Here is a 17,072-nt window from a genome sequence, read left to right on the forward strand (position 1 = left end):
CACCCATGACTCCGATACTCACAACGGCCGCCGGTCGTTCGACCCGCGACCTCAACGACGTCATCGCCGAGGGCAACCGTTTTTTGCCGGACAGAATGACAGTCATCGACAATGGAGACGGTCCGACCATCCTCGTCTGTGGCGGCATCCATGGCGATGAGTACGAGCCGCAGGTTGTCCTTCGCCGCCTGGCCAGGGAGATCGACCCGGGCACCGTCACGGGCCGGCTGATCATCATCCCTTCCATCAATTTTCCCGGGTCGCAGAAGGGCTCACGCCTATCCACCATCGATGACGCCAATATGAATCGGACCTTTCCTGGGGATGCGGACGGCACCGCAACGCAGAGGTTGTCAAAGTTTCTTTCCGATGAGCTGTTCCCCCTCTGCGATCTCCTCATCGATCTTCATGCCGGCGGAACCGAGTACACGGTCGTGCCCCTGATCTTTGGCTTTACCAACCCTCGCTGCGCAGTCTCGGAAAACCAACTCGAAGGGCTGATGGAGGGCTGGGGCACCCGGTTCATCCAATACATCGACAGCGTGCCCTCGACCGCAGTCGGCTGCGCCCTCGCGCAGAACCTGGCCTCTATCGAGACGGAAGGGGGCAGCGGCGGCGCCCTTGATGCCGCCGAGCTGGATGAACTGCATGACGCGCTGATGCGGGGTCTCGCCAAAGTCGGTGTCATCCGCTCGACCATTGCCGCCTCAACGGTTGAGCCGATCCGCGTGCGTGTCGGTCAAGAAAACCAGAACCCGGCCCCGCGTGACGGCATCGTGCAGCATGTCGTCGCCCTGGGCGAGTTTGTCCGCAGGGGCGCACTTCTGGCGCTGCTTCACCCGGTGTCTGATGGCGACGGCGAGTGCTTGCAGATCCGCTCCAACGTCGACGGCTATGTCCTGCGCCTCAATGCGAATGCCTTCGTCAAGGCCGGTGCGCTGATCAGCAATACCGGCTCTCTCATGAACTAAGACCTATCCGGAGGCCTTGCGGCAGCCAGAGGTAAGGCGCAGCCGAGCCATCGCCCAGCGGGCAGAAGCGTGGCCAGGAGCCGAAAATAGAAGCGGCCTTTACCCCGCTGCTGGGCCAGCTCGGAACCCCGCCCTCTGTCTCACCACACCTCTGTACCGTGGCCCTGAGGAATTTGACGGTGTCGCAGAAAGGCCAAGGCTGCTGCGACGCAGTCCGCTCGGCAGCATGACCGCAGCTCCCAATCTTTGCGCGACCGGTAGGTCGGTGACGGGGCAGGGGCTGGAACGTTCAGGCTCCGCAGACCGGCTGCGACATGCTCGTAGTCGGTGTTCGCCTGCGCGGATTGGGCTTGGAAACAGTCATCGCGTCGGCCGCGTTGTCGCTAGAGGCTGCAGCGGCGCATTCGCTCAGCGTCGGCATGGATGCCATCATCCTGTCAGACTCAATCGAGGGAGAGGCCCGCGACGTCGGGCAGGTTCACGCCGCCATCGCGCGCGAGATCGCCCTCAGAGACCGGCCGTTCACGAAGCCTATCCTGCTACTGTCCGGAGGAGAGACGACCGTAACATTTGGATCCGCCCCTTACGGGCGAGGGGGGCGAAATAGCACCTTCCTGCTGTCTTTTGCACTCGGCATTCAAGGATTCCATTCGATCCATGCTTTGGCCGCGGACACCGACGGAATCGATGGCTCGCAAGCCAACGCCGGTGCCTTTGCTGACGGTGCATCGGTTATGAGAATGCGGGCGGCTGGGATCGATGCGAAGAAAAAGCTGCTTGGCCATGATAGCTGGGCGGCATTTGAGGCGATAGGCGATCTTCTTACGACCGGGCCCACTGGAACGAACGTCAATGACTTTCGAGCGGTTATGCTCAGATAGTCTGGGGCGTCGAGGCATACCTCGATTAGGTTGGAATGCGTCCGCGGCGCAAACAGTATTTTCGATGGCATCGCGGCTTGCTTTGCCCCACTCGTAGATATCCTTGAGTTCGATCAGGACGCGCTCCAGGCCACGGACTGACCGTGCAGCGGCGCGTGGTAGCAAGTGAGTGCCGAAGCCAGGGCGATACTCTGCGTGTTCGACTTTCGGATTTTTCAGCAACTCGCCGTGCTCGACGAGCGCATCGATGAAATAGGGGCGAGGCCGGGCATAGGGCCGAATTCGGCTTTCAGACGCTTTGCAGCATGCACCTCGCCTATCATCGCCGACCAGAAATCGCAGCGGCTGAGGTGATCAGCAGACGCGTCTCGGGCAGCGAGCCGCGGACGAGAGACAGTCGATCTAGGTTCAAGGTTGTAGGCCAGGTCGCCGATAAGACCTCCATCGGCAATAAGATGTCCAGGATGCTGCCCGTCGAGCGCCGACTGCGAGAGAACCATCTCGACCTTGACCGAATTGCAGGCAGGCCAGCGGTGAGCCGTGCAGCAGGGTCTGCAGAGGCATAGCCGTCTCGCCGACGAGTCCTTTGGCAAGGTCGTCGCGGCTGTGGGGATGGATCGATAGCAAGAGCTGCCAGAACGACATGTCGGCGACCTGGACATTGTCGGCGCGTAGAAAGGGAGTCGGCTTTTGGCGCCGGGCGGGGCTTCTTGGATGCCATAGGGGAAGCTCATGCCCGCGCCGCTCGCCTACCGACAGGTGCACGGTTCTCTTCGCGGGTAATGATGAGCTGCTAGCGACCCTCTACGGCTGTAGCAATCACATGACGTCGAATCGAACCGTGAAACGACGGGAGCGGTTCACGGAATGACAACGCCGTAAGAGACGTTTCTGTCGGAATATCTATCGAAAGAAAAAGGTGCCGAAATTTCAAGCTTGAGAGTATGCTAATGAAATTAAGGACTTACGGTGGTGGGCGCGACAGGGATTGAACCTGTGACCCCCTCGGTGTGAACGAGGTGCTCTCCCACTGAGCTACGCGCCCGCCGGCGGCTGCGAACAGTCGCCACGGTGCGCGGATATAGAGCCACCGGGGCGCGCAGGTCAATATCGCGATGGGCCGAAGACGAAGGAATCGCCGGAGCCGGGCGGAACTGTCGCCGAAGGCGGCAAGAACCCTCGCCGGGGGCCGTTCGCGGGAGAGGCCGGCACCGGCTGCCGGTGGCACCGTTCGGCCGTTTGGCGGTTCGGCCGGAGACGGGGATACCGGTGCTGAGGCAACCGAGAGCGGGGCCGGGGCCGGGGGCCATCGGTGACGCGGTCAGTCGCGGCGGCGGGTCAGCCGGTCGGCGAGATCCACCGTGAGGTGGTCGAAGTGGGCGATGACGACATCGGCGTCGGCCTTCGCCCGCGCGTCCGGCGCATAGCCGAAGTCGAGGAGGACGCAAGGGACGGTCGCGGCGATGGCGGCGTCCGTGTCTGTCGCGGTATCGCCGATCATCAGCGCCCGTTCCGCCCTGCCGCGGGCGCGGTCGATCGTGCCGAGAAGATGCCGGGGATCGGGCTTGCGGGCCGGAAAAGTATCGGCGCCGCAGATCGCGGCGAAGCGCTGGTCGAGACCGAGCGCTTCCAGAAGCAGCCGGGCCAGCGCCTCGGTCTTGTTGGTGCAGACGGCAAGGCGGTAGCCGGCCGCGGCGAGACGGTCGAGGGCCTCGACGGCCCCGGGGAACGGCCGCGAGCGATCGGCGATGTGGCCCGCATAGTGGCCGAGGAAACGTTCCAGTTGCCGAAGGGTGTCGGCCTCCGACAGGGCCACACCGGCCTGGCCATAGGCATGCCGCAGCATCGCCCGGGCGCCATGACCGGCATGCGGGCGGATCGCCGCGAGGGTCGCGGGCGCCAGTCCCTCCGCCTCCAGGCAGACATTGAGGCTCGCCGTCAGATCCGGCGCGGTATCGACGAGGGTCCCGTCGAGATCGAAGACGGCAATCGGCTGCACTGTTTTTCTCCCAGGCTGGATCGGCCGGCGATGGCCGGATCCGGCCGTCCGGACTGGCCCTCCGGCCCCGCCGGAAACGGCGCGCCGACGCCGGACGTGATGCGGCCTCGCCCGGCGCCCGTCAAGCGCCGCTTCATTCGACACCCCCGGCCTTTCGCGCTAGAGCAGGGCCAGGAATTCGATGCGGACGGGGAGACGGGGATGGCGAATGTCGCGGCGCTGAAGGACAGGGCGGCCCAGGCGGCGCTGGCGCATGTCGAGGACGGCATGCGACTCGGCATCGGCACGGGGTCGACGGCCGAAGCCTTCATCCGCGCGCTCGGCGAGAAGGTGGCGGGCGGCCTGCGCGTCACCGGCGTCGCCACCTCGGAGCGCACCGCGGCGCTGTGCGCCTCCCTGTCCATCCCGATCGTGACGCTGGAGGACATGCCGGCGCTGGACCTGACCATCGACGGCGCCGACGAGATCGATCCGGCGTTGCGGCTGATCAAGGGCGGCGGTGGCGCCCTCCTGCGCGAGAAGATCGTCGCGGCCGCCTCCGAACGGATGATCGTGATCGCGGACGCGACCAAACAGGTCGAGACGCTCGGCGCCTTTCCGCTGCCGATCGAGATCAACGGTTTCGGCATGATGTCGACCTATCTCGCCATCCGCAAGGCGGCCGCGGGGCTCGGTCTTTCCGGCGATATCGTGCTCCGCAAGGCGGGCGAGGGGCCCGCGATCACCGACAGCGGCCACCTCATCCTCGACGCATCATTTGGCCGTATTCCCGATTCAGAAGCGCTCTCGGCGGCGCTTCACGCGGTGCCGGGCGTCGTCGAGCACGGTCTCTTCCTCGGCCTGGCGACTTTTGCCGTGATCGCCAGCGACGAGGGCGTCACCGTGCTGCAGCGGGCATGAACGGCGCGGTTTCGGCCGTGCCGGCGACGGGCTTCACGTCGGGAGGTTGGCGCCCAGGCCCTGCCCGAAACCTTCAGGGCTTGCTAGACAGCATGCTGATTGGGTAGGTACCACCCAGCGGTTTCGGGACCGACAACGGATGGAGACGGAACTTTCATGGTTCTCAACGAGATGATGCGCCGCGGTCTGCTGGCCCTGACAGCTGCCGGTCTCATGGCGATCGCGCCGGCGAAGGCCCAGGACGCGACGCCCGAGCATCTGTCGGCGGCGCGCGCGGCCGTTGCGGCGATCGACAGCACCGACCAGTTCGACAATATCCTGATGAACGCGGCGACCCAGATCAAGGCCGATCTGATCGGCAACAATCCCAATATCCAGTCGGAGATTTCCGACATGGTCGACGACCGGGCCCTGGCCCTGGCGCCGCGTCGTGCCGACCTCGAAAACGAGGTGGCCCGCATCTACGCTCGCCTGTTCACCGAGCAGGAACTGAAGGACATCGCGGCCTTCTACGAGTCCGCCGCCGGCAAGAAGCTGATCGCCCAAGGGCCCGTCGCTTCGCGCGAGGTGATGGCGGCCGCCGACGTCTGGTCGAACGGCATCGTGCGCGATCTCAGGTCCAGCGCTGCCGAAGGCATGGCCTCGCTCGCCGCGTCGATGAACACTGCGGCAGTGCCGCTGACCGATCCCGCGGCCCCGGCGACCCCGACGGTGCCGGCTATTGCCGGCGATGCGGGCGCCGCCGGCACGACGACGGCCCAGTAAGCACCCTCTGTCGGCGTCCTGACCGAGATCCCGCCGGTCGCGACCGACGGGCGGAGCCGGGCGATCTTTCTCGGCGGATCTGCGAGAACCGCATGTCGGCCGATTCCTCGGTTCCGGGAACCCTGCCTTGAGCGAGACCTACGACTACGACCTCTTCGTCATCGGTGGCGGTTCCGGCGGTGTCCGCGCTGCCCGGCGGGCGGCGGCGCTGGGCAAGCGCGTCGCCATCACCGAGGAATACCGGTATGGCGGCACCTGCGTCATCCGCGGCTGCGTGCCGAAGAAGCTCTTCGTCTATGCCTCGAAGTTCTCCGAGGATTTCGAAGACGCGCGCGGCTATGGCTGGACGGTCGGCGAGACGCGCTTCGACTGGCCGACGCTGATCGCCAACAAGGACCGCGAGATCGACCGGCTGGAGCAGGCCTACCGGACCAATCTGGAAAAGTCCGGCGCCGAGATTCTGGTCGGGCGCGCTGTGCTCGAGGGCCCACACACGGTCCGCATGACCGATGACGACCGCCGGTTTACCGCCCGGCATATCCTTATCGCCGTCGGCGGCCGCGCCAATCCGCATCCGGGCCTGCCCGGCGCCGAACACTGCATCACCTCCAACGAGGCCTTCCACCTCGCCGAACTGCCGAAGGCGATCGTCATCGTCGGCGGCGGCTACATCGCGGTGGAATTTGCCAATATCTTCCACGGCCTCGGCGTGGCGACGACGCTGATCTACCGCGGCAAGGAGATCCTGCAGGGCTTCGACGACGAGATCCGGCACGAGTTGCACCAGGCGATGGTGCGCAAGGGCATCGACCTGCGCTGCGAGGAGCTCGTGACCGAGGTCGAGCAGCGCGAGGGCGGACGGCTGGCTGCGCATCTGGCCGGCGGCGAGGTGCTGGAGGTCGACCAGGTCATGCTCGCCATCGGCCGCAAGGCAAACACGGAAAATCTCGGCTGCGAGACCGCCGGCGTCGCGCTCGACGCGGTCGGAGCGGTGGTCGTCGACCACTATTCCCGCACCACCACTCCCAGCATCTACGCCATCGGCGATGTGACGCACCGGCTGCAGCTCACGCCCGTCGCCATCCACGAGGCTATGTGCTTCATCGAGACCGTCTACCGCGACCGCCCGACCAGGCCGGACTACGAGAGCGTGGCGACAGCCGTCTTCTCGCAGCCGGAGATCGGCACGGTCGGGCTGACCGAGGCGCAGGCCGGCAAGGCGTTTCCCGAGGTCGAGATCTACCGCGCCCGCTTCAGGCCGATGCGCCACACGCTCGCCGGCCGCGACGAGCCGATGCTGATGAAGCTCGTCGTCGACGGTGCGACGCGCCGCGTCGTCGGTGCCCATGTGCTGGGTCCCGATGCCGGCGAGATGAGCCAGCTCCTCGGCATTGCGGTAAAGGCGGGCGTTACCAAGGACGATTTCGACCGGACCATGGCCGTGCACCCGACCATGGCCGAGGAGTTCGTCACCATGTACGAGCCGACCTACCGGCTGAAGGACGGCGAAAAGGTCTAGCGCCCCCACGTCTCCCTTGTGCCCTCGACCCGGGAGGGCCGGGCGCGGGCGGGCCGGTGCGAAAAAAAGCGACGGGAGCGGCGCCATGGACATCCACGAGGACCATCCGGACTTTCACCAGCTGGCCGAGGCGGGGCAGGTCGTCGCCTATTTCGGCTACGGCTCGCTGGTCAACCGGGCGACGCTGCGCACCAAGTTTCTCGCCATCCGCCGCGCCGAGGTTTCCGGCTGGCGCCGGTTCTGGCTGCCGCGCAGCGAGACGGGGATCGCGCTCCTGTCGGCGCGGCCCGATCCCGGCCATGCGACGCAGGGCGTCGTTGTCTACGATCATGCCGATCATCTGGCCGCGGTCGACGAGCGCGAGGCGGGCTATATCCGGCGCGATGTCGACGGCGCCGGTCTCGTTGTCGATGCCGCGCCCGCCGCGGCGCCCGTCCACATCTACGAGGCGATCTCGCCCGGCGCGACGGCGGCGGAGACCGGCGCGCTGATCCTCCAGTCCTATCTCGACGCCGTGCTGCAGGGTTTCCTGTCGCTCTATGGCCGCGCCGGTGTCGAGCGCTTCGTGGCGGAAACCCAAGGCTTCGAGACCGGGATCGTGCAAGACCGGATGACGCCGCGCTATCCGCGTTCGGTCAAACTGGGTGCCGGCGAGGCGGAGTTCTTCGACCGCTTGGTGATCGCCCGCGGCGCGCACTTCCGTCCGGCGGACTGAAGGCCTTCCTTCGCCACGCTGCGCGGATGACAATCGCCCCGTTTCCATCCTATATGCGCAGTGTCGAGGGCCGCATCGGAAAGCCGGCCTCGATCAATGATCCGCCAGACCATCGCCCGCGCCTCTGGCGCCGGCGACCGGCAGCGTGACGTGACGTCGAAAGAGAGAGACATGGCCAAGGACTGGACGCCGACGAGCTGGCGCAACAAGCCGATCGAGCAGATGCCGGAATTTCCGGATGCCGTCGCGCTCGCCGAGACCGAAAAGCGCCTGGCGAGCTTTCCGCCGCTGGTTTTTGCGGGTGAGGCCCGCAAGCTCACCAAGGCATTGGGTGAGGTGGCCGAAGGCCGTTCGTTCCTGCTTCAGGGCGGCGACTGCGCCGAGAGCTTCGCCGAGCACGGCGCCGACAACATCCGCGATTTCTTCCGCGCCTTCCTGCAGATGGCCGTGGTGCTGACCTTCGGCGCCTCCTCGCCTGTGGTGAAGGTCGGGCGCATCGCCGGCCAGTTCGCCAAGCCCCGCTCTTCGGGCACGGAGACCGTGGACGGCGTATCGCTGCCGTCCTACCGCGGCGACATCGTCAACGGCATCGAGTTCGACGAGGCCTCGCGCATCCCGAACCCCGAGCGCCAGATCGAGGCCTACCGGCAGTCGGCGGCGACGCTGAACCTGTTGCGCGCCTTCGCGCAGGGCGGCTACGCCAATCTCGACAATGTTCACCAATGGATGCTGGGTTTCCTGTCCGGCAGCCCGCAGGCCGAACGCTATGGGCATCTCGCCGATCGCATCTCGGAGACGATGAACTTCATGCGGGCGATCGGCATCACCGCCGAGACCCACCCGGCGCTGCGCGAGACGGACTTCTTCACCAGCCACGAGGCGCTGCTGCTCGGCTACGAGCAGGCGATGACGCGCGTCGATTCGACCTCGGGCGACTGGTACGCGACCTCCGGCCACATGATCTGGATCGGCGACCGCACGCGCCAGCTCGGCAACGCCCATGTCGAGTTCTGCCGCGGCATCAAGAACCCGATCGGCCTGAAATGCGGCCCGTCGATGGATGCCGAGGGGCTGATCCGGCTGATCGACGTCCTCAACCCGGAGAACAAGGCGGGACGGCTGACGCTGATCACGCGCTTCGGCCACGACAAGGTCGAAGCGCATCTGCCGCGGCTGATCCGGGCGGTCGAGAAGGAAGGCCGGAAAGTGGTCTGGTCGTGCGATCCGATGCACGGCAACACGATCACCCTCAACCACTACAAGACGCGGCCCTTCGACCGCATCCTGTCCGAGGTCCAGGGCTTCTTCGACGTGCACCGCGCCGAGGGCACGCATGCCGGCGGCATCCACATCGAGATGACCGGCAAGGACGTGACCGAATGCACCGGCGGCTCGCGCCCGGTCCTCGCCGAGGACCTCAGCGACCGCTACCACACGCATTGCGACCCGCGCCTCAACGCGACGCAGGCGCTGGAACTGGCCTTCCTCGTCGCCGAGCTCCTGAAGAAGGATCTCGAGGCGATGGCGCCGAAGCGCGTCGCCAGCATCTGAGCCATTGATCGGCCGGCGGGACTTGTCCCGCCGGCCCGTCGCGCAAGGCACGGCCCATCGGTTCGATGAACGCTGCGTCTTGGCCCCGGCGGCTAATCGCTGCGGCGGCAATCGGCTATCTCAGGGAAAAGGAGCGCGTTGATGCTGCCGACCCTGTTTCTCTCCCATGGTTCTCCCGACATTGCGCTCGCGCAGACGAAGGCTACCGCCTTCCTGCGCGAACTGGCGGCCGGTCTGCCGAGGCCCAAGGCCATCGTCGTCGCCTCGGCGCATTTCGAGAGCGACAAGGTGCTCGTCAGCGGCGACGCGGCGCCGGAGACGGTCTACGATTTCGGCGGTTTCGACGAAAAGCTCTACCAGATCCGCTATCCCGCGCCCGGCCATCCCTCGCTCGCCGCCGAGATCGCCGGCGATCTGCGCAAGGCCGGATTCGACGCCTTTGTGGCGACCGGGAGAGGCTACGACCACGGGACCTGGGTGCCGCTGTCGCTGATCTACCCGGAGGCCGACATTCCCGTGGTGCAGGTGTCGATCGACCCGGCACTGGACGCGCGCCATCATCTGGCGCTCGGCCGGGCGCTCGCGGGGTTGCGGGCGCAGGATATCCTCGTCGTCGGCTCGGGCTCCTTCACCCACAATCTGCGCGAGGCTTTTGCGCGCTTGCGCGTCGGCGATCGCACGGCGGAGACGCCGGCATGGGTCTCGGCTTTCTCGGCCTGGATGAGCGACAGGATTCTGGCGGGCGATACTGCGGCGCTGGTCGACTACCGCCGCCAGGCACCGTATGCCGCCGAGAACCACCCGACCGACGAACACCTGATGCCGCTGTATGTCGCGCTCGGGGCCGCGGGCGTGGGCGCGACGGCGCGCCGGCTCCACACCAGCCAGGATTTCGGGGTTCTGGCCATGGATGCCTTCGCCTTCGCCTGAGCCTGCCCTCATGGAAAGCATTCTTCCGATGCAGACCGTCGATCTCGACGCCCGCCCCGGTCTCCCACCGGACCTCAGGGCGCTGCTAACACGCTATCCGCGCGACGTCTGGATGGGGCACGCCAATCTCGGTGCGACCGCGCGCTTCTGGCTGGAGCGGCACGACATGTTCCGCGAGCTCGGCAGCGCCCTGTCGGCGGGCCTTGCCGACCACCGCGAGGGGCGGGTGGATATTCCCGCCTTCCGCCGCTGGTTCGCGCCGCGACTCGGCTTCTTCCTGCAGAACCTCGAAGGCCATCACCAGATCGAGGACCAGCACTACTTTCCGGCCTTCCAGGCGGCGGAGCGGTCGCTGGCGCACGGCTTCGACCTTCTGGAAAACGACCACGGCGTCATCCACGACGACCTTCTCGCCACGGCCGAGACCGCCAATCGGTTCCTCGCCGCGGAAGAGGATGCGGCGGGCAGTCCGAGAGACGGCGTGCGATGGGCGGCGGACGCCTATGCCGATGCGAGCGAGCGGCTGCTGCGCCGGCTGATCCGGCACCTTGCGGACGAGGAGGACCTGATCATTCCTCTGATCCTCGATCGCGGGGAAGCGGCGATCGGGATCTGACCGGCGCGAGGTCGGCATTCTCGATGTCGCTCGTCCCCTGGCGGCGTTCGCGCCAGCGATCGGCGAGGATCGGGCCCCACTGTCTCCAGGCGAACCACGCTGCGAGCGCGACCGCGATGACGACCAGCGTGATGCCGACGCCGCGCTCCATCATTTCCAGCCGCGCAAAGACCGATCCGATGGAGTAGCCGAAGGCATAGCCGATGGTCGTGAACAGCCCGGCCCAGAGCGCCGCGCCGATCAAGTTGAGGACGAGAAACCGCGGAATGCTGATGGAGGAGAGGCCAAGCGCGATCAGGCCCGGCATGCGCAGGCCATAGATGTAGCGGTTCACGATGACGAAGAAGGCCTGGTAGCGATCGACGAGCCTTAAGGCCTTGGCGAATTTCGGCCGCGCCTTCCAGCGCGCCACCCAGCGGTGGCCGGACCAGAAGCGGGAGAACAGGAAGACCGAGAGATCGCCGGTGAACGAGCCGATGAAGGCCAGGGCCGCGATGAGCTCGAGCGGATAGGAGCCGCGATAGGCGAGGAAGCCGCCGATGATCGCGAAGACCTCGCCTTCGAAGAAGGTGCCGACAAGCACGATCACGAGGCCGTAATGGCTGATCAGGTTGAGGATTTCGTACACGTCAACTCCACTCGCATCGCCGCGGGGCGGTGCTGTCTGACAGCCCTAAGGTCGCGCCGGTGACCCGTCCGATCACCGGCGGTAAGTGGCCGGCCGCGCGGCGAACCGCAAGGCCGCCGCGGGCCTGTGTCGCGCAGTGATGCGTTCTATTTCGGGCAACGCGCCGTGGCTAGAGCATGATCCCGAAAGGTGGCCTTCCGGCTTTCGGGAATGATCATGCGACTTGAGCGGCACGCATGCGATGCCGAGGCAGATCTGGCCATCCGCTCGTGCCGAGATCGGCGGCGTCAGTGGTTTTCGCGCTGCGAAGCGCCGTCGGTGAGGCGTGACTCCACCACGGCCAGCCGTTCGCCGATCCGCACCAGAAGGTCCTCGATCCGCCGCTGGTCCTCGTGCCGCATCGCGTCGAGCTTTTCATGCAAGGCCAGGATCTCGATCTCGGCCTTGAGGTTGATCTCGTAGTCATGGCTGGCATCGAGCCGGTCGCGCGTCGCCGCCCGGTTCTGCGACATCATGATGATCGGCGCCTGCACCGCGGCGATCATCGACAGAACGAGGTTCAGGAAGATGAAGGGATAGGGGTCGAAAGGCCGGGCCATGAGGATCACCGTGTTCGTCACCACCCAGAAGGCGAGGAAGGCAAAGAACCCGATGATGAAGCCCCAGGATCCGCCCACCCGCGCGATGGCATCGGCCAGCCGGTCGCCGAACGAGGCCTGTGCCGAGACCGCGGCATTCACGTCGTGGGCGAGGATTTCGCCGGACAGCGCGCTGTGCAGGACGCGCTGCTCGCCCGGCTCCAGCATGTCGTGCGGCCGTCCGAGCCAGCGCAAAACGGTCTCGGCGGCAGGGCGATGGGTCACGGGTCGTCTCCGGTCTGTCGGTGCTGGGCGCCCATGGGGCGGATGGATCGATAGCATGGCCTCGCGCCGCGGGGTCGGTGTTGATATGAGGCGGTGGCAGGATTGTGGAACGCGCATTCCGGCCGACACTCTCGAGCCATCTGACAAGGAGCGGCAGGCGTGAATTCACTGAAACTGGCAATCGCCCAGCTCAACCCGGTGCTGGGCGACATCGCCGGCAATCTGGCGCTGGCGCGCAAGGGCCGGGAAGAAGCGGCCCGCAAGGGCGCCGAGCTGGTGCTGTTCACCGAACTGTTCATCTCCGGCTACCCGCCGGAAGATCTGGTTCTGAAGCCGGCCTTCGTCGCCGCCTGCATGGCTGCCGTCGAGGAGCTGGCCGCCGACACGGCGGACGGCGGCCCGGGCGTCATCATCGGCTGCCCGCTGCGCAGCGAGTCCGGCCTGTTCAACGCCGTCGCCATCGCCGACGGCGGCAAGATCCTCGGCTGGCGCTCGAAGGTCGACCTGCCGAACTATGGCGAGTTCGACGAAAAGCGGGTTTTCCAGGCCGGCGAGATGCCGGGCCCGGTGAACTTTCGCGGCCTGCGCCTCGGCATCCCGGTCTGCGAGGACATCTGGGGCGATCTCGGCGTTTGCGAGACGCTGGCCGAATCGGGGGCGGAAATCCTGCTCGTGCCGAACGGCTCGCCCTTCTACAAGGAGAAGCTCGACGTCCGGCACCAGGTCGCGCTGCGCCAGGTGATCGAGACCGGCCTGCCGCTCGTCTATGCCAACATGATCGGCGGCCAGGACGAGCTTCTGTTCGATGGCGCTTCCTTTGCCTTCCAGGCCGATCGCACGCTCGCCTTCCAGCTGCCGGAGTTCGATGCGGTGGTCGCCGTCATCGAATGGCGGCGCGGCGCGGAGGGCTGGGTCTGCGAGAACGGACCGACGGCGAGAATTCCGGAGGCCGATGAGGCGCTCTGGCGCGCCTGCGTTCTCGGCTTCAAGGACTATGTCGAGAAGAACGGCTTCAAGGGCGTCGTGCTCGGCCTGTCCGGCGGCATCGATTCGGCCGTCGTGGCGGCGATGGCGGTCGACGCGCTGGGGCGCGAGCAGGTGCACTGCGTGATGATGCCCTACCGCTACACCGCCGCCACCAGCCTCGAGGACGCCGAGGCCTGCGCCCGCGCGCTCGGCGTGCGCTACGACATCGTCGAGATCGAAAAGCCGGTGGAAGGCTTCACGGCCTCGCTGGCCGGGCTGTTCGAGGGGCTCAAGCCCGACGTCACCGAGGAGAACATCCAGAGCCGCACGCGCGGCGTCATCCTGATGGCGATCTCCAACAAGACCGGGGCGATGGTCGCCACCACCGGCAACAAGAGCGAGATGAGCGTCGGCTACGCCACGCTCTACGGCGACATGAACGGCGGCTTCAACCCGATCAAGGACCTCTACAAGACCGAGGTTTTTCGCCTCGCGCACTGGCGCAACGCCAATGTGCCCGAAGGCTCGCGCGGTACCGGCGGCATGGTCATCCCCGAGCGGATCATCACCAAGCCGCCCTCGGCGGAGCTGCGCCCGGACCAGAAGGACGAGGATTCGCTGCCGCCCTACGCCGTTCTCGACGCCATTCTGGAGCATCTCGTCGAGCATGACGGCGGCGTCGAGAATCTCGTCGCCCGAGGGTTCGACCGCGACACGGTGCGGCACATCGAGCGCCTCCTGTATCTCGCCGAATACAAGCGCCGGCAGTCGGCGCCGGGGGTGAAGGTAACGAGCAAGAATTTCGGCCGCGACCGCCGCTATCCCATTACCAACCGCTATCGCGAGGGAAGCTGATGGAAACGATGACGGCGGGATCGATCGCCTACATCCTCCTCGTCTTCGGCGTGCTGTTCGCCGTCCGCTATCTCCTCGCCATGCGCCGCATCTTTCAGGAAGTGGGTAAGCCGGCCGGCTTCGTCGCCGCCGACTATCTCAAGGCGCCCAAGGCGGAGGCCTATGGCGGCGAGATGGAGCCGAGCCGGCGCTATGCGGCGCGGCAGTATTTCCAGGCGGCGATCTGTTTCGGCACGGGCGCGGTGCTGTTGATCTGGCTGCTGGTGACGGGCGCGCCGGTCGGCATGGCCGGGTGAGTTTCTCGGCGAGGCTTTCGGCGGGAGGCGGGTCGCACACCCCCCTCTGCCTGCCGGCATCTCCCCCTCAAGGGGGGAGATCGATCGTTCTTACGGTTTTCTCCGGCCTTTTCGATGCCGTTTCAAAATCTGACCGATCTCCCCCCTTGAGGGGGAGATGTCCGGCAGGACAGAGGGGGGCAGGCCATCCGCCACGCTTCTCAGCTGCCACCTCGACCATGAAAGCATTCCGATGAGCCCGACCGTCCGCTTCGCCCCGTCGCCCACGGGCTACATCCACATCGGCAATCTGCGCACCGCGCTGCTGAACTGGCTGTTCGCCCAAAGCGAGGGCGGGACCTTCATCCTGCGCTTCGACGATACCGATACGCTGCGCTCGCGCGCCGAATATGCCGAGTCGATCCTGGAGGATCTTGCCTGGATCGGCATCGTGCCGGACGCGGTGCACCGCCAGTCGGAGCGTCTTTCCGCCTATGACGCGGCCATGGCGTCGCTGAAGGCGAAGGGGCTGCTCTATCCCTGCTACGAGACCTCCGACGAGCTCGATCGCCAGCGCAAGCGGCTGATGGCGCGCGGCCTGCCGCCGGTCTACGCCCGCACCGCGCTGACGCTGGGCGACGCCGAGCGGGCGGCCCTGGAGGCCGAGGGGCGGACGCCGCACTGGCGCTTCCTCCTGCCGAACTTCGCCGGTGATCCGCAGAAGCCGGTGCGCACCGAGGTTACCTGGGACGACCTTGTGCGCGGCCCGCAAGCCGTCGATCTCGCCTCGCTGTCGGATCCGGTGCTGGTGCGCGAGGACGGCAGCTATCTCTACACGCCCTGCTCGGTCGTCGACGACGCCGAGATGGCCGTCACCCACATCATCCGCGGCGACGACCACGTCACCAATACCGGCGTGCAGATCGCGCTGTTCGAGGCGCTCGGCCATCAGGCGCCGGCTTTCGGCCACCACAACCTCCTGACGACTCTGGACGGCGAGGGGCTGTCGAAGCGCTCCGGCGCGCTGTCGCTGCGCTCGCTGCGCGCCGACGGCATCGAGCCGATGGCGGTCGCCTCGCTGGCGACCCTCGTCGGCCTGTCCGGCTCGATCGAGGCGGTGGAGAGCCTCGAGGCGCTGGGCGAGCGGGTGAAGCTTTCCGACATCTCGGCGTCGGCCTCGAAATTCGATCCGGCCGAGGTCGAGCGGCTGAATGCGGAACTCGTGCACGGCTTCGACTATGCCGCCGTGGCCGACCGGCTGGCCGCGATGGACGTGCCGGGAGAGCAGGCAGAAGCGTTCTGGCTGGCGGTCCGGGCCAATTGCGCCCGCGTCGGCGACGCGGCGGCCTGGCGCGACGTCGTCTTCGGCGCGCTGCCGGCGCCGGCCGTCTTCGCCGAGGAGGATCACGGTTTCCTCGACACCGCCTTCGACCTCCTGCCGCCCGAGCCCTGGTCGCGCGACACCTGGAAGGAATGGACCGGCGCGATGAAGGCCGCCACCGGGCGCAAGGGCAAGGCGCTGTTCATGCCGCTGCGGCTGGCCCTCACCGGCCTCGAGCATGGGCCGGAACTGGCCGACCTGCTGCCGCTGATCGGCCGTGAGCGGGCCATGGCGCGCCGCCCCGCCGACTGACGCTCAGCCGCCGCCGATGAGGATGCCGGCGGCGAGCACCAGCGCGCCGCCGACCACGACCTGCACGGTGGCCCGGGCGATCGGGGTCTCCATGAAGCGGTGCTGGATCCAGACGATCGCCCAGAGCTCGACGAAGACCACGGCGAAGGCGATCATCGTCGCCGTCCAGAAATCGGGGATGAGATAGGGCAGGGCGTGGCCGAGGCCGCCCGCCGCCGTCATGATGCCGGAGGCAAAGCCGCGCTTCACCGGCGAGCCGCGCCCCGACAGCACGCCATCGTCGTGCGCCGCCTCGGTGAACCCCATGGAAATGCCGGCGCCGACCGAGGCCGCGATGCCGACGAGAAACGTCGTCCACGGATCCTGCGTGGCGAAGGCGGTGGCGAAGATCGGTGCGAGCGTCGACACCGAGCCGTCCATTAGGCCGGCGAGGCCGGGCTGGACGAGCGTCAAGATCATCTGCCGCCGCGCCGTCTTGTCCTCGCCCTCGCGCGATTGCGGGTCTAGCAGGGTCTCGGTCAGGTCGTGCGCCTTGCCCTTGTGCTGGCGCTCGGCCTCGGCGAGATCGCCGAACAGCCGCCGCGTCGACGGGTCGGTCGCCCGCTTGACCGCCGCGTCGTAGAACCGGCAGGCGGCCTCTTCCATCCGCTCGGCTTCCTCCCGGATGCGGTCGAGGCCGAGATTGGCGACGAGCCAGACCGGGCTGCGGGAGAAATACTCGGCCACATGCTCGCGCCGGATCAGCGGGATCGCGCCGCCAAATCGCCGCTCGTGCTCGGCGATCAGCGCCCGCCGGTGCTCGTTCTCCTCCGCCTCCATCGCCCGGAAGACCGCGGCCGAGGCCGGGAATTCGCCGAGCCGCTCGGCATAGCTGGCATAGATGCGGGCGTCGTCCTCCTCGGAGGAGATGGCCAGCGCCAGCACCTGCTGCTCCGTCAGCTCGGAGAAGCGCTTGCGACCATTGGAGAACCAGATCATGACGTTCGTGTCCTTCATACCAGTTTA

The 17,072-nt window shown here is 66.9% G+C and carries 15 protein-coding genes, 1 tRNA gene and 1 pseudogene; 12 read left to right on the forward strand and 5 right to left on the reverse strand.

Features of this window, described 5'->3' with window-relative positions:
* Positions 1 to 5 precede the first annotated feature (5 nt).
* Together IEX88_RS10385 and IEX88_RS10390 are read left to right on the forward strand one after the other, a co-directional pair.
* The gene (locus IEX88_RS10385; RefSeq protein WP_188850539.1) at positions 6 to 971 is read left to right on the forward strand and encodes a M14 family metallopeptidase; all 966 of its coding nucleotides are present in this window, start codon (positions 6 to 8) and stop codon (positions 969 to 971) included.
* Between the two features lie 359 nt (positions 972 to 1,330).
* A pseudogene (locus IEX88_RS10390) lies at positions 1,331 to 1,852 on the forward strand (MOFRL family protein); the annotation flags it as partial.
* A 970-nt stretch (positions 1,853 to 2,822) separates the two neighbouring features.
* On the opposite strand, the gene IEX88_RS10395 reads toward IEX88_RS10390, so the two are convergent.
* Both IEX88_RS10395 and IEX88_RS10400 read right to left on the reverse strand, forming a co-directional pair.
* A tRNA-Val gene (locus IEX88_RS10395) sits at positions 2,823 to 2,897 on the reverse strand.
* 276 nt (positions 2,898 to 3,173) lie between these two features.
* Positions 3,174 to 3,851 carry an HAD-IA family hydrolase gene (locus IEX88_RS10400; RefSeq protein ID WP_188850541.1) on the reverse strand — a complete coding sequence of 226 codons (678 nt, stop codon included), beginning with the start codon at positions 3,849 to 3,851 and terminating at the stop codon, positions 3,174 to 3,176.
* Positions 3,852 to 4,052: 201 nt separating this feature from the next.
* Between IEX88_RS10400 and rpiA the strand changes: the two genes are divergently transcribed.
* The 7 genes from rpiA to IEX88_RS10435 all read left to right on the forward strand — a co-directional run bounded on the left by rpiA (position 4,053) and on the right by IEX88_RS10435 (position 10,847).
* Entirely contained in the window at positions 4,053 to 4,751 is a 699-nt protein-coding gene (gene rpiA, locus IEX88_RS10405) for a ribose-5-phosphate isomerase RpiA (RefSeq protein WP_188850542.1), read from the forward strand.
* 156 nt (positions 4,752 to 4,907) lie between these two features.
* Positions 4,908 to 5,516: a DUF2059 domain-containing protein gene (locus IEX88_RS10410; protein ID WP_188850543.1), complete on the forward strand. Its 609-nt coding sequence runs from the start codon at positions 4,908 to 4,910 to the stop codon at positions 5,514 to 5,516.
* 127 nt (positions 5,517 to 5,643) lie between these two features.
* Entirely contained in the window at positions 5,644 to 7,035 is a 1,392-nt protein-coding gene (gene gor / locus IEX88_RS10415; protein ID WP_188850544.1) for a glutathione-disulfide reductase, read from the forward strand.
* An 85-nt stretch (positions 7,036 to 7,120) separates the two neighbouring features.
* Positions 7,121 to 7,750, forward strand: coding sequence for a gamma-glutamylcyclotransferase family protein (locus IEX88_RS10420; RefSeq protein WP_188850545.1), 630 nt, complete (start codon positions 7,121 to 7,123; stop codon positions 7,748 to 7,750).
* Positions 7,751 to 7,921: 171 nt separating this feature from the next.
* Positions 7,922 to 9,301, forward strand: a complete 1,380-nt coding sequence (locus tag IEX88_RS10425; RefSeq protein ID WP_188850546.1) for a class II 3-deoxy-7-phosphoheptulonate synthase — start codon at positions 7,922 to 7,924, stop codon at positions 9,299 to 9,301.
* A 138-nt stretch (positions 9,302 to 9,439) separates the two neighbouring features.
* Positions 9,440 to 10,231 carry a DODA-type extradiol aromatic ring-opening family dioxygenase gene (locus tag IEX88_RS10430; protein ID WP_505625251.1) on the forward strand — a complete coding sequence of 264 codons (792 nt, stop codon included), beginning with the start codon at positions 9,440 to 9,442 and terminating at the stop codon, positions 10,229 to 10,231.
* Between the two features lie 10 nt (positions 10,232 to 10,241).
* Positions 10,242 to 10,847 carry a hemerythrin domain-containing protein gene (locus IEX88_RS10435; RefSeq protein ID WP_244640031.1) on the forward strand — a complete coding sequence of 202 codons (606 nt, stop codon included), beginning with the start codon at positions 10,242 to 10,244 and terminating at the stop codon, positions 10,845 to 10,847.
* Here IEX88_RS10435 and IEX88_RS10440 read toward each other — a convergent pair.
* Together IEX88_RS10440 and IEX88_RS10445 are read right to left on the reverse strand one after the other, a co-directional pair.
* Entirely contained in the window at positions 10,801 to 11,475 is a 675-nt protein-coding gene (locus IEX88_RS10440) for a DedA family protein (protein WP_188850549.1), read from the reverse strand. The two genes, IEX88_RS10435 and IEX88_RS10440, sit on opposite strands and share 47 nt — an antisense overlap.
* A 287-nt stretch (positions 11,476 to 11,762) precedes the next feature.
* Complete coding sequence (locus IEX88_RS10445) at positions 11,763 to 12,281, reverse strand: DUF1003 domain-containing protein (protein WP_188850775.1); 519 nt, start codon at positions 12,279 to 12,281, stop codon at positions 11,763 to 11,765.
* 216 nt (positions 12,282 to 12,497) lie between these two features.
* Here IEX88_RS10445 and IEX88_RS10450 point away from each other — a divergent pair, with 216 nt between their 5' ends.
* The 3 genes from IEX88_RS10450 (at position 12,498) to gltX (ending at position 16,067) form a co-directional block, all read left to right on the forward strand.
* Positions 12,498 to 14,159 (forward strand): NAD+ synthase, encoded by a 1,662-nt coding sequence (locus IEX88_RS10450; protein ID WP_188850550.1) that lies wholly within the window; start codon positions 12,498 to 12,500, stop codon positions 14,157 to 14,159.
* Positions 14,159 to 14,455 (forward strand): hypothetical protein, encoded by a 297-nt coding sequence (locus IEX88_RS10455; RefSeq protein WP_188850551.1) that lies wholly within the window; start codon positions 14,159 to 14,161, stop codon positions 14,453 to 14,455. Before IEX88_RS10450 ends, IEX88_RS10455 begins: the two co-directional genes overlap by 1 nt.
* A 232-nt stretch (positions 14,456 to 14,687) precedes the next feature.
* Positions 14,688 to 16,067, forward strand: a complete 1,380-nt coding sequence (gene gltX, locus IEX88_RS10460) for a glutamate--tRNA ligase (protein ID WP_188850552.1) — start codon at positions 14,688 to 14,690, stop codon at positions 16,065 to 16,067.
* Positions 16,068 to 16,070: 3 nt separating this feature from the next.
* Here the strand turns inward: gltX and mbfA are convergent, their stop codons facing one another.
* Positions 16,071 to 17,045 carry an iron exporter MbfA gene (mbfA, locus tag IEX88_RS10465; RefSeq protein WP_188850553.1) on the reverse strand — a complete coding sequence of 325 codons (975 nt, stop codon included), beginning with the start codon at positions 17,043 to 17,045 and terminating at the stop codon, positions 16,071 to 16,073.
* Positions 17,046 to 17,072: the final 27 nt, after the last annotated feature.

It is taken from the genome of Aureimonas glaciei (assembly GCF_014643375.1).
Classification (GTDB): domain Bacteria; phylum Pseudomonadota; class Alphaproteobacteria; order Rhizobiales; family Rhizobiaceae; genus Plantimonas; species Plantimonas glaciei.